The sequence below is a fragment of the Bacillota bacterium genome, from assembly GCA_012837335.1.
GTDB lineage: Bacteria > Bacillota > Limnochordia > Darwinibacteriales > DTU012 > DTU012.
Window position 1 is genome coordinate 22,216 of the sequence record DURM01000078.1, and the last position, 12,986, is coordinate 35,201.

The 12,986-nt window shown below is 48.9% G+C and carries 12 protein-coding genes; 9 read left to right on the top strand and 3 right to left on the bottom strand.

From position 1 onward, the window contains the following. Window positions 1-307 precede the first annotated feature (307 nt). Together GX019_10615 and GX019_10620 are read left to right on the top strand one after the other, a co-directional pair. The gene (locus tag GX019_10615) at window positions 308-592 is read left to right on the top strand and encodes a cell wall hydrolase (protein HHT37614.1); all 285 of its coding nucleotides are present in this window, start codon (window positions 308-310) and stop codon (window positions 590-592) included. Between the two features lie 10 nt (window positions 593-602). Further along, a complete protein-coding gene (locus GX019_10620) occupies window positions 603-1,892 on the top strand; it encodes a hypothetical protein (protein ID HHT37615.1) in 1,290 nt (429 codons plus the stop codon). Here the strand turns inward: GX019_10620 and GX019_10625 are convergent. After that, window positions 1,876-4,947: a DNA polymerase III subunit alpha gene (locus GX019_10625; protein HHT37616.1), complete on the bottom strand. Its 3,072-nt coding sequence runs from the start codon at window positions 4,945-4,947 to the stop codon at window positions 1,876-1,878. The genes GX019_10620 and GX019_10625 overlap by 17 nt on opposite strands. Before the next feature lie 250 nt (window positions 4,948-5,197). Then, complete coding sequence (locus GX019_10630; protein ID HHT37617.1) at window positions 5,198-6,136, bottom strand: hypothetical protein; 939 nt, start codon at window positions 6,134-6,136, stop codon at window positions 5,198-5,200. Between the two features lie 94 nt (window positions 6,137-6,230). Between GX019_10630 and GX019_10635 the strand changes: the two genes are divergently transcribed. The 4 genes from GX019_10635 (at window position 6,231) to GX019_10650 (ending at window position 8,622) form a co-directional block, all read left to right on the top strand. Then, the gene (locus GX019_10635; protein ID HHT37618.1) at window positions 6,231-6,989 is read left to right on the top strand and encodes an MBL fold metallo-hydrolase; all 759 of its coding nucleotides are present in this window, start codon (window positions 6,231-6,233) and stop codon (window positions 6,987-6,989) included. 71 nt (window positions 6,990-7,060) lie between these two features. Beyond that, entirely contained in the window at window positions 7,061-7,639 is a 579-nt protein-coding gene (locus tag GX019_10640; protein HHT37619.1) for an IDEAL domain-containing protein, read from the top strand. A gap of 87 nt (window positions 7,640-7,726) precedes the next feature. Further along, on the top strand, window positions 7,727-8,290 hold the full coding sequence (lepB, locus tag GX019_10645) for a signal peptidase I (protein ID HHT37620.1): 564 nt from the start codon (window positions 7,727-7,729) through the stop codon (window positions 8,288-8,290). 92 nt (window positions 8,291-8,382) lie between these two features. Beyond that, the gene (locus GX019_10650) at window positions 8,383-8,622 is read left to right on the top strand and encodes a nucleoside triphosphate pyrophosphohydrolase family protein (protein HHT37621.1); all 240 of its coding nucleotides are present in this window, start codon (window positions 8,383-8,385) and stop codon (window positions 8,620-8,622) included. 17 nt (window positions 8,623-8,639) lie between these two features. Here GX019_10650 and GX019_10655 read toward each other — a convergent pair whose 3' ends face one another. Beyond that, window positions 8,640-10,796, bottom strand: coding sequence for an RNA-binding transcriptional accessory protein (locus tag GX019_10655; GenBank protein HHT37622.1), 2,157 nt, complete (start codon window positions 10,794-10,796; stop codon window positions 8,640-8,642). Between the two features lie 128 nt (window positions 10,797-10,924). Between GX019_10655 and GX019_10660 the strand changes: the two genes are divergently transcribed. The 3 genes from GX019_10660 (at window position 10,925) to GX019_10670 (ending at window position 12,974) form a co-directional block, all read left to right on the top strand. Then, complete coding sequence (locus tag GX019_10660; GenBank protein ID HHT37623.1) at window positions 10,925-11,569, top strand: YigZ family protein; 645 nt, start codon at window positions 10,925-10,927, stop codon at window positions 11,567-11,569. 90 nt (window positions 11,570-11,659) lie between these two features. After that, the gene (locus tag GX019_10665) at window positions 11,660-12,388 is read left to right on the top strand and encodes a TPM domain-containing protein (GenBank protein ID HHT37624.1); all 729 of its coding nucleotides are present in this window, start codon (window positions 11,660-11,662) and stop codon (window positions 12,386-12,388) included. 22 nt (window positions 12,389-12,410) lie between these two features. Beyond that, window positions 12,411-12,974: a LemA family protein gene (locus tag GX019_10670; GenBank protein ID HHT37625.1), complete on the top strand. Its 564-nt coding sequence runs from the start codon at window positions 12,411-12,413 to the stop codon at window positions 12,972-12,974. Window positions 12,975-12,986 lie beyond the last annotated feature (12 nt).

Here is a 12,986-nt window from a genome sequence, read left to right on the forward strand (position 1 = left end):
GGGAATTTATTTTTCAACTCATCTTTTCATCTCTAAAATTTAAACAAGGAGGTTAAGCTATCAGTAAAGATGCGGATTAAAAGGAGGGTTTCGGGTGCGATTGAAGTGGAAGCAGCAGTATTATCGCTATGCTGTGCTGTGCCTGGCTGTAGTCGCAGGCTTGGTACTTTACGCAGTTAACCGTGGGACACCGCCATCCAAGCCGGATGAAAAGGACAAGCAGCCCCGGATTTCTATTAAAGACAATGAGCTTGATCTGTTGGCACGGGCTGTGCATGCCGAGGCTAAGGGTGAGCCGTATGAGGGTATGGTTGCGGTTGCTGCCGTGATTCTCAACCGCGTTGACCATCCTGAGTTTCCCAACACTATTGCCGGAGTGATCTATGAGCCGCTGGCTTTTCAGGTAGTGGCTAACGGTACAATCAACCAGGAACCGGATGAGGCTGCCCGGCAGGCCGCCTACGAGGCACTGCATGGACTTGATCCCACCAACGGCGCATTATACTTTTATAATCCCAATAAAACCCAGAATCGCTGGATTCGTTCGCGGCCAGTTATGAAGACTATCGGTAAGCATATCTTTGCAGGTTAGGAGTGGGATAATGGGGCGATTAAAAACTTTTGGAGCTTGGGTTTTAGTATTCGGACTGCTGCTGTTCGGCATCAGTCAATATTATTTAAACCAAACATATCGGATGCAGCTGGAAGCGGGGTATCAGCGGGCATTTCGAGAGTTAGCGATCCATGTTGCTGGTTTAGAGACTGAGCTCAGTAAGCTGTTAGTAAGCAGCTCGCCTAAACTGCAGCTGGAAAGCGCAGCCAACATCCTCCGCTTAGTTTATGCTTCCCAGGCTAATCTTGGGCAGCTGCCGATCAACAGCTTAAATCTTACTCGAACCGAAAACCTTCTGGCCGAAATTCAGGCAGCTGCAGTAAATGCAGCTCAAAGCGGTTTTAAGCTTGAAGATAAATTGACCAATCTGTATCAACAGGTTCAATATCTTAATGGTGAGCTCCAAACGCAGCTGGCCCTTGGAGAACGGCGGACCAGCTGGGTAGACTGGCGCCGCTATGTCCAGACATCAATCTCCCGAGCCGTTGTTGAACCGGATGAGCGCTATCCCCTGATGCAGGCATTAGTCATGATTGAAGATGGCATGGAGCGGTTTGTCGACTCTAATTTTCCCAGTGAGTTGGGCCGGCTGCAAGGACCGCTGCCTACAGGTGATCCCATTGCCGAAGCCGAAGCTAAGGCAGCTGCCGAGGCATTTCTCCCGGAAGCAGAAATAAAGCGGGAAGCAGCTGTAACTAATCAGACAGAAGGGCCGCTGCCTACCTTTACAGTAACCATGACAGCAGCAGACCAAAGTCCGGTAATAATAGAAGTCTCCAAGCTGGGAGGACATGTTTTATGGATGACTAATCCCCGCATTGTTGAGTCGAATCGGCTCGGTAAAGATGAAATGGTTGAAAAGGCAGAAGCGTTTCTGAACGAGCGGGGATTTCCCAAGCTGGAACTGATAGAAACAGATTTAAGATTAAATCGCCTGATGTGCAGTTATGCGCTGCTGGAAGACGGAGTAGTGATTTATCCGCAGCACCTGAAAGTACAGGTTGCCGCGGATAATGGCGAAATTGTTGGTTTCCAGGGTTCAGCCTACCACAGCTTCAAAAACACTAGAGATCTGATTCCGAAGCTGACAGCGGCAGAAGCGCAGCAGTTTATTAAGGAATCTGCCGAGATTATAAGCCAGCGCTTGGCGGTAATTCTAGACTCGAATTTTAACGAGGTGCTGACTTATGAATTTCGTGTAAACCATGGATCTGATCAATTCTTAATTTACATCAACGCCGCTGATGGCGCAGAAGTAAAAATCACCCGGATCGAGTAAGGGGCATAATTCTTTCGGCCACAAGACTTACTTCCTTGCCTCCACGGCTGGAAACCGTGCCTTCAACAATTAGGAGAGGATGCTGGTACAGGTTTTCTCCATAGCGCTGATAAACATTTTCAAATACGGTTACATCAAGAAGTCCAAACTCATCTTCAAGGGTAAGAAAGACGACGATTTTACCGCTGCGGGTTGGCGGCCGGTGCGGCCGGATTACATAGCCAGCTGTTTTGACTTTAGCTCCTTCTGCCTGCTTCTTAACATCGCGGCTGGAGGCAAACTTTCGCTGCGCAAGCCGTGGTCTAAAGAAGTCCATTACATGTGTCGAAGCAGATAAATTAAGCACTTCAAATTCTAACATCCACCGCTGCCACGGCGTAAAATCCGGCAGCGCCTGTTCTTGAGCTGATTCTAAAAGAAAGAGACTGCCCTGCCTGTTGCTAAGATAATTGGGCAGCTGCCATAACAGAGAGCGGCGGTTTGGGGTAAAACTATCAAAAGCGCCGGCTAGAATCAGGTTTTCGATCACATCTTTACTCACATTTGTGCGGAATACAAAATCCGATAGGGCAATAAAAGGCTGCTTTTGGCGCTGGGCAAGAATCGAATCAATAAATTTGGCCTCCATGCCTTTGACCTGTTTTAAGCCGATTCGGATGGAATTGTCATCAGCTGTGAAATCAGCCTCGCTTAGATTGATATCAAGGGGCAGAATGGTAATGCCCCGCTGGCGCGCCTGGACGCACAGGGTGTTCGGCGGATAAAAGCCCAGCGGCTGGTGATTGAGCAGGGCTGCGTAAAACTGAGCCGGATAGTGTTTGAGCAGATAAGCGGTTTTATAAGCGGTATCGGCAAAAGCTGCCGCGTGGGCTTCGCAGAATCCATAGCCGGCATAGCCCAAAATATAAGAGAAGATGATTTCGGCGGTTTCTTTACTGACACCATTAGCAACCGCTTTGCTGATAAAAAGCTCGCCGATTTGGTCCATCTCATTTTGAGAGCGGAATTTCGACATGACTCGGCGCAGCCGATCCGATTCTCCCGGAGTGAAGCCGGCGATCTCGGTGGCAATTTCAATTACCTGCTCCTGATAAAGCACCACACCGTAGGTATCTTTGAGGATCGGTTCCAGCTTGGGATGAATATAAGTGGGCCGTTCTAACCCGTGACGGCGGGCGATGAACGGTTCAACCATGTTGCCCTTGATCGGTCCGGGGCGGATGAGAGCTACGCTGGCTACAATATCCTCAATATTGTCAGCTAGAAGCCGCGCCTGGAGATTGCGCTGGGCCGGACTTTCTAACTGAAAAACGCCGACAGTATCACCGCTGTTCAGCATCTGGTAAGTTGCGGCATCATCTAAAGGAATTTGGTCATAGCTGAAATTATGCTCTGCTTTCAAAGCTGTGTCCACCTCATGCACAGCCGATAATGTTCGCAGCGAGAGGAGATCAAGTTTAATCAAACCCAGATCTTCAATGGTATTTTTATCGAACTGAGTAATCAGCACTCCCTTGGCGGAAGGCTGGAGCGGAGTAACCGCATTCAAAGGCGGTCCGCTTACCACCATACCGCCTAAATGGGTTCCCATATGGCGGGGAATACCGGTTAACTGCTCACACAGATCGATAAGCTCGCGGTACTGCTCCTGTTTGAGGGGATGATTCTTAAGCTCCGGCAGGGTTTTCAAAACCTTGCGGATTCCATCGGCCGGAATGTAGGAAGGAATATTGCGGGTCAGCTGCTTAATTTCCCCTTCGCTCAAGCCGAAAGCTTTGCCCAAATCCCGCAGTGCAGAGCGGGCATGGTAGGTTGCAAAAGTGCAGACGGAAGCAGTGTGCTCTTCGCCATATTTTTCATAAACATAGGCAGCGATTTGATCTCTTTTGGCCGCATCAAAATCCACATCGATATCAGGCTTGCGGGCCTGTTCAAGGCTTAAAAATCGCTCAAACAAGAGATTGCGGGCAATCGAATCAACATTTGTAATGCCTAAACAGTAAGCAACCGCAGAATCTGCGGCAGAACCGCGCCCCGCGTAGCGAATATTATTTCTGCGGGCATAGGCGGTAATATCCCAGACCACCAGAAAATAATCATTGACATCCAGCTGGTCGATAATGCTGAGCTCATGATTTAAGCGCTTTTCAATCCTAGGAGTGATTCTGCCATATCTCTTCACCGCTCCCCGGAAGACCAAGTGCCGCAGCAGCTGTCCGGCGGAACGGAATCCTTTTGGCAGGGGATACCTGGGAAAAAGATTGCGGTCAAGTGTTAAGGAAACTTCGCAGCGCTCCGCTATTTCTTTGGTGTTGGCAATCGCCTCAGGGTATTGTCTGAACCTCTGCGCCATTTCTGCCGGTGAAGCAAAATAGTTCTCTGCATTTAACGGCCGCTCAGGATGAATGTCGTTCAGCTGAGTTAAAGTTCGGGCGCAGACCATTAAATCATACAGCCGGAAATCATGTTTAGCAAGGTAATGCACATCATTGGTGGCAGCGAGAGGAAGCTTAACATGCTCGCTTAGTTCGGCAATTGCTGCCAAAACAGTCTTGGTTTTCGGCAGATAGCTGTTGATCATCTCCAAGTAAATGTTTTCTCGGCCGAAAATCCCGATCAGCTTCTTTACATGCTCAAGCGCCGCCTGGTATTTTCCCCTGAGCAGCGCCTGCCACAGGGCTGACCGGCGGCAGCCGGTGAGCACCAACAGACCCTGATGGCAGGCGGACAGATCTTCCCAGGTGACGATGGGCTGTTTGCGGTCTACTTGGAATCCGGCGGTAAGCAGCCGGCAGATGTTCTGATAGCCCAAGCTGTTTTGGGCTAACAAGGTGAGGTGATATCCGCCTTCGATCGTGATTTCTACCCCTTGAATCGGCTTAATTCCCAGCGCAAGAGCTGTTCTATGAAATTCTACCGCGCCGCTGACATTATTGTGATCGGTTAAAGCTACTGCCGGGATGCCGAGTTCGGCGGCCCGTTCCAGATATGCGGTGGGCGAAGCAGTGCCGCTTAGAAAAGAATAAAAGGAGTGCACATGTAAGTGGGCAAACATTTCCATCACCTAACTGCATCAATCATAAATTTTATAAAGCACCCAGCGGGATTGATCAGGATAATGGTGCAGCTCGAATAAAACCGCCTCTGAAATAACCCGGTAAACATGCAGCTCCGGTTCCTCCAGCCACCACTGCCCGGATTCCCGCCAGTATTCTGCGATTAGGTCTATTTTGTACGGGCGCTGGTAGATAAAGGCTTGGGGTTTATTCGCGGCGGTTTCAACGGTGATCTCGCTGTTGATGATCTTAGAGATAGGACTGCTCCCACATGGCTAAGATTTTTTCGCGGCGGGATGGTTTTAGCTGCACCAAAACACTGCTGAGCTGGGATTTTAAAGAAACAATTTTTCGACTAGTAGGATTTTCCCCAAAGATGTCTAATTGTTTATGTAGATGAGGAGCAAGATCCAACCCGGATATTTGTATTTGATCAATCGGTTCATTGGGAATGGCTACCAGTAAAGAGCGATAAAATACATCCTGCTCTGCAGTGGGTGGATCAAAGCGGCGGATTGCAGTAAAATTTGTTCCGTTCTGCCGCCAGTCCAGGCGGATTTTAGCCGCAAGCAGCCGCCGGGAACGAAGCTGCTCAGCCACTGCGGTTAAACCCTGCCGCAGAAACAGCTCCAGCTGTGGTTGGCCCACTGGAGAAGCGATTTCTGGATCGGTCAAGAAATCGAACTCCCAATGAATTTTGATTGGTTTATCCGGAGTAAAGGGTTTGGGATCCTGACCGCGGGCAATTTTGGCAAGCATTTCTGCATCACTGCCAAACTGGAGTCTTAAAGATTTTAAAGGCACTTGGGCCAGGGCTCCGAATGTATCGATCCCCAGCTTATTAAGCTGGGAAGTCTGCGGTAGATCCAGTAAATTAAGGGATAAGCCAGCAAGAAATGCGCTGCTTTCTGATCCCGGGATATAGGTATTTGCGCGGGTCAAGGCGGCTAGTTTAGCAATTATCTTACTGGCACCGGCACCCCAGATACCCGCAAGATAATTCTGCTTCAGCCGTGTTAGAAATTGAGCACCAAATTCAGCCGGCGCAAAGTGTTCTGGAAGACGGCAGTACCAAGTACAGGGCGTTTCAATTTCAATCTGTTCGGTCCAGCTGCGGCAGAACTGCAGCAGGTGTTCTCGCTGATCGGCTTCAATTGCTGCCCTGTTAATCTGACAGTAGACGATCATTTTCACCAACCCCTTACGAACATATGATCGCAAATCAATTGTAATACAGAACACTTGTTCGCGTCAAGTGGTTAATTATGCCAGGAGGATAGAAGTGAAAATAACGTTTTTGGGAACCGGAACATCCCATGGTGTGCCGGTAATTGGATGTAATTGTGATGTCTGTCAAAGTAAGGATCCGCGCAATCAGCGCACTCGTTCGTCAATTTTAATCGAAACTAAGGGTTTGTCCTTATTAGTCGATACTGCTACCGAATTTCGTCTGCAGGCGCTGCGGGCAGGCATCAGCACAGTTGATGCTGTGCTGTACACCCACTGCCACGCAGATCATGTCTTTGGTTTTGATGATTTAAGGATTTTCAGCCAGCGCTCAGGTAAAGCGGTGCCTTTTTACGGTAATAGGGAAACCATCGAGGAAATGCTGCAGGTGTTCAGCTATGTTTTCCGCAAAACTCAAATCGGGGGTGGAAAACCGCAGGTGGAGCCAAACGTGGTTGATGGTCCCTTTCAGATTAAGGATTTGACGGTGATTCCAATCCCGATTTTCCACGGTAATCTGCCAATTTACGGCTATCGGATTGGCGATATGGCTTATATTACCGACTGCAGTAAAATTCCGGAGCCATCGCTTGAGCTGCTATCGGGCTTAAAAGTCCTGATTTTAGGAGTAGTGCGCTACGAGCCTCATTCAACGCACATGCATGTTGACGGAGCTTTGGAGCTGATCAGCAAGCTCAAGCCGGATCAGGCTTATTTTACTCATCTTTCCCATTTGCTGGAGCACGGCGCAGTGAACTCAGAACTGCCGCCGGGGGTATCGCTTGCATATGATGGATTGATAATTGGGATCTAACAGGCATTTGACAGTGCCGTTAGCCATATATTTATAATATCAATCTGCTTTCAGAGTAGGGGTGGTGGATGATGATTGTTGTTGATGCAATTCGCAGGTTCAGTAAAACCCCGCTCAAACACCGCATGAGCAAGTACTTGTTGGACTATCTGCTGGAAAACAAAGAGCTGCTGAAACGAATTAGGATTGTGACCTCACGAGCATATCTGCCGGATACAATGATGATAGCGCAGGCCAGAGCGGAGGGACCGTCTTTTGAACTGGAATTGGGGGCAGTCGAGCGTGAGGAAATTTCCTTGGTAAACGGTCGCTTAGTGAAGCAGAAGCGAAAGAGCAGAACGCTGTGGGTGCATGACCCGGTGCAGGCGGTTGAAGTGCTGCGCCGCTTTAACGGTGTGCTTTATATGGAGTTTAGGTTCGCCGGTGATGTTCCAGACTGGTATCAGCAGGCGGTTGAGGAATTTACCGCTGAGAGTGCGAAAGATGATGAAATCTCCCGGTTAATTCGGGAACAGGTAGAACTGCTGCTCTCAGGTGTGGTGCTGAAAACCGAGATTGATAAGGCACTTCAAGAAGGCGATCAGCAGAGATTTCAGGAAAAAGTGCAGCAGTATAAAAAGGTCTGCAGCAGCTGCTTGTGGGAACTTTAATCTTACCAGCTTGTTCCTGCTAGCTTTATCGGAGGTTAGCAGGAATTTATTTATTTGATGTGGAATTTTCATATAGAGGTGAAGGGGATGCAGGTAAAAAGAACTAAATCGCCGTTGCAAGAGTGGATTGAAACGATTGTCGGGGCAGCCGTACTTACTGCTTTTATTATTATTTTTATTGCGCAGTCATTTGTTGTGGATGGAAGTTCAATGATGCCTACGCTTGAAAATAACCAGCGGCTGCTGGTGGATAAGCTGACATATCGGTTCCGGGAACCCCGGCATGGAGATATTGTAGTTTTCAAATATCCGGCCAATCCTAAAGAAGAATTTATTAAACGAGTCATTGCTGTGCCGGGAGACGCTGTTGCGATTGCCGGCGGAAAGGTATATGTTAACGGCGTTGTAATCGAAGAAGATTATATTGCCGAGACCACAATCAGAGGATTCAACCCTCACATCGTTCCCGAGGGCCATTATTTTGTCTTAGGGGACAACCGCAATAACAGTTTAGACAGCCGCGATCCTCGGGTAGGATTCGTACCGCGGGAGAATATTGTCGGCAGAGCAATTTGGTCTTATTGGCCTTTGGATCGAATTCATATTTTCCGGATGCCGGAAGCTTTTGCCGGGATTGCTGATCAGGAGTGATTATTTTGAACCAGTTTGATGACTATCAGGAGCAAGCAAAACGCACTTTAAATACAGAAGTTAAAGATCTATATTTATATGCCAACTTAGGCATGGGCTTAGCCGGTGAAGCAGGAGAAGTCTGCGATTATCTGAAAAAAGTAGTTTTTCACGGCCACGAGCTAGACGCTCAGAAAGTGGAGGAAGAGCTGGGAGATGTGCTCTGGTATCTGGCTAACTTAGCGGATGCTGTAGGCCTTTCCCTCAGCGAAATTGCGGAAAAAAACATTGCTAAATTGCGTAAGCGCTATCCAAACGGCTTTGAGCAGGTTCGCTCGCAGGAGCGCGGATAATAAGTACAGCACCCGATTTACGGGTGCTGTTTGATTTTCATCGTTAAACTGATTCTGCCCTGCGCTTCATCGACACTGAGCACCTGCACGGTCACAATATCCCCGACCTGCAGAACATCGGTGGGATGGCTGATGTATTGTTCGCTGATCTGGGAGATATGGACCAATCCCGCTTTTTGAACGCCGATATCAACAAAGGCGCCGAAGTCAACCACATTTTGGACAGTGCCTTTGAGGATCATCCCCGGACGCAGATCAGAGATTTCCAGCACATCTGCTCTAAAGAACGGAGGAGGAAGCTCATCTCTGGGATCCCTGCCCGGCTGGGCCAGGGCGGCTAAAATATCTCGGACTGTAGGTTCACCGGCATTAAGCTCTGCAGCAACCGCTTTGGGATCCAGGGTCTTCAGCTTAGCCCTGATTTCTGGAAGCGATGTATTTAAATCTTGGGTCTCATATCCGATTAACCGCAGAATCTGCCGGGCTAAGGGATAGGATTCAGGATGCACAGCGGTATTATCGAGAGGATCTGTGCTTTGGGCGATGCGCAGGAATCCGGCGCACTGCTCAAATGTCTTTGCTCCCAAACCTTTAATTTCTTTAAGCTGCTCCCGGCTGGTAAATCCTCCGATTTCGCTGCGGTACGCAGATATTCTTTCCGCAACCGGTGCGGTTAAGCCCGAAACATGCCTCAGTAAAGCGGGAGAAGCGCTGTTTAGCTCCACACCCACATAGTTGACGCAGCTTTCCACAACTTCCCCTAAAGCCTTGGCCAGCTCCTTTTGATTGACATCATGCTGATAGAGGCCGACACCAATTGATTTAGGATCGATTTTAACCAGTTCTGCCAGTGGATCAATAACCCGGCGGGCAATTGAGACTGCTCCCCGCATGGAAACATCAAGTTCCGGAAACTCCTGCCTGGCTAGATCTGATGCGGAATAAACTGAGGCTCCGGCTTCATTCACCACCAGATATTCTAGTTTGCGGTTGTGGTTTTTAATCAGTTCTGCCACCAGCTGTTCTGTTTCGCGACTGGCAGTGCCGTTGCCGATCGTGATTAAATCGATCTTATGTTTATCAACCATCTCAGCCAGCACTTGCAGCGACTGCTCCCACTGATTGCGGGGATCATGAGGATAAATTGTCGCAGTTGCCAGCAGGTCGCCATAGCTGTTGAGCGCAGCGACCTTACAGCCGGTGCGGTACGCCGGATCAATGCCTAACAGATTTCTGCCGCGCACCGGAGCCTGCATCAACAGCTGCCTTAAGTTCTTGGCAAAGATGGCAATGCTGTGTTCTTCCGCAGTTTCCGTCAGCTGATTGCGGATTTCCCGCTCCACACTTGGTGCCAGCAGCCGCTGATAGCTGTCTTCAATCACAGCGTGCAGCCACTGGGATCCGGGACTGGTAGAAGAAGTGATCAGCTTTTTGGCAAAGCTGCGATAAATCGGTTCCGGTTCGACAGAAAGCTTAACTTTTAAAGCTTTCAGCCGTTCCCCTCGATTGATCGCCAGCACCCGATGGGGGGGAATCTTATGGACCGGTTCTTGGTAATCAAAGTACATCTTGAATTCCAAATCCTGCTCCGAAGGCTCCTTATTGGCCGCTTCGCAGACAATCACGCCATAATTCCAGGTAAAATGGCGGGCTGTCTGCCGCAGATTTGGATCATCGGCAAAGCGTTCCGCGAGAATATCGGCTGCCCCTTGAAGCGCCGCTTCGATCGAATCCACTTCTTCGCTGATAAAAGGTTCAGCCAGCTTGTCCAGAGCTGCGCCGCTCTGCTCGAAAATCAAGTCTGCAAGGGGTTCCAACCCCTTTTCTTTGGCGATCGAAGCTCTGGTGCGGCGCTTAGGCCGGAATGGTCGATAGATGTCTTCCAGGGCCTGGAGAGTTACCGCGCTTTGAATCTGCTTTTGAATTTCCTCTGTCAGTTTGTCCTGCTCCGCAATTAAGCTTAGCACCTCACTCTTGCGTGTTTCCAGATTGCGCAGATAACTCAATCTGTCAGCGAGATTGCGGATTACTACTTCGTCTAACTCCCCGGTTGCTTCTTTACGATAGCGCGCAATAAAGGGAATGGTGTTGCCTTCGTCTAATAACTTAACTGTTTGCTCCACTTGTTTAGCACTAATTTTTAGTTCCTGAGCTATTTGGTGAATAATATCCATAAATTGAGGCTTGCGCCTGCCTCCTTCCCAGCCGATTTATCGGCACCTTGATTATATCAGATATTTATAGGATTTCGTCAAGACAAAGGAGAATATTGAGAGATAAGCAGACAATGAGGTGAATCAGGTTGTTAAGTGAGTACTTAACTGTGGCGAAAGCCAGTGAAATAGTTTTAATTGAGCGCAAATCCAAGTTTATCGGCCGGGCAAAGCCGGTCAGCACAGTTGAAGAAGCGGAAGAGTTCATCGCCGAAATCAGCAAAAAGCACTGGGATGCTACCCATAATGTCTACGCTTATGTTGTCGGCAACCAGGCTGAGCAGCAGAAATGCTCTGATGACGGTGAACCAAGCGGCACTTCCGGACTGCCTACCCTAGAGGCGATCAAATCTCTTGATATGGTTAATGTAGTGGTCGTAACCACCCGCTATTTTGGCGGCACACTCCTCGGCCGGGGAGGTTTAATCCGCGCTTACGGCGGTGCAGCCGCGGAAGCACTGCGGGCAGCGGGAATTGTCCGCTATGTGCCTCACCAGCGCATTAAGGTAACCGTAGACTACACCTTGATGGGCAAGGTCCAGAATGAACTAGTCAACAGCGGTGTGATAATTCATGATACTGAGTACCTTGCGGAAGTAACCTTTAGTGTGGATGTCCTTCCTGATCAAGTTGATCAGATTTACCGCATGCTCCAGGAGATCACTGCGGATCAGTTCCAGTGGCAGCCGGATGTCCAGGTATACCATCAGATTCCGGTCGAAAATTTACCATAGCAGTTATTTTGTGTTCGTAGTATAATATATTTATGCATAGTATTAGGTGAGGGAGGGCTGAATATCAGCAGATATAATCGTTTCTTAATAGTGTTATTTTTGATTTTGGCAGTAACACCGGTTGTTGCAGCTGCTTTTCCTAAGCCGGTCGGATATGTCAATGACTTTGCAGGTATCCTCAACAGCGGCAGCAGGGCACATATTACAGCCATTGCCGAATCTCTGGCAGAGGAGCAGGGAATAGAACTAGCAGTTGTAACAATTTCAGATATTGGTGATGAGATTTTAGAGAACTATGCTGTAGATTTGTTTGCAGAATGGGGAATAGGTGGTCCGGAAGACAGCGGTATTTTAATTCTACTGGTACTTGAATCCCGGGATCTGCGGGTTGAGACCGGATACGGCATTGAAACCGTGCTGCCAGCTGGAAAAGTGGGCGCCATTCTTGATCAATACGTCATCCCGCATCTAGCGAAGAATGATTACAATACCGGATTGGTTGAAGCTGCAAGAGTTTTTCAAGCAGTATTGAGCGATGAGTCTTTTGAATTAGATAGAAAAACCGACGATTCAGGTGACTTAACAGCATTTTTGGTTTTTGTTGCGATAGCTATCTTTATCTCAGTGATGGCCCGCAAGCAGCCTCCAAATACTCCGGGGGGGACAGGTGGTTCCGGAACCGGAGGCAGAGGGTATCCCCGCACTGTAATTGTTCCGACTACCCGGATTCCGCGCTCCGGTGGGGGAGGACGCAGCGGAGGATTCGGAGGATTTGGCGGAGGACGCAGCGGTGGCGGCGGTGCCAGCCGTAAATTCTAGACTAAGTATTGGAGGGTCAGCGATGAAAAAAGGTTCTTTGGTCTTAGGCATTATTGTAATTCTTTTAGTGGCTCTTATCGGTGGAGTCGTCTCCAGCTATAACTCGCTGGTAAGCATGGAAACGGCAGTAGATTCCAGCTGGGCAGAGGTTGAAAACCTGCTGCAGAATCGGGCTGATTTAATTCCCAATCTTGTGGCAACCGTGAGAGGCTACGCCAGCCATGAAGAAGGAGTATTTTCGGAAATTGCTAACGCCCGTTCCCGTTTGATTGGTGCCGGTTCTGCTTCAGAAGCGCTGGAAGCTAATCAGCAGTTAGAATCAGCCTTAAGCCGTTTGTTGGTAATTGTTGAGCAGTATCCCCAGTTAAAAGCGGATACGCATTTCACCCGCTTAATGGATGAGCTGGCTGCTTCTGAGAATAAAATTGCTCAGGGGCGCCGCCGCTACAATCAAGCGGTTGAGGCGTGGAATGTGAAAATCAAACAGTTCCCGACAGTTGTGATCGCTAACATGTTCGGAAAACAAGCGCGGCCGTTCTTTGAAGCGCGTCCGGGAGCAGAAGAAGTACCGCAGGTACAGTTTTAAGATACAAAGAAA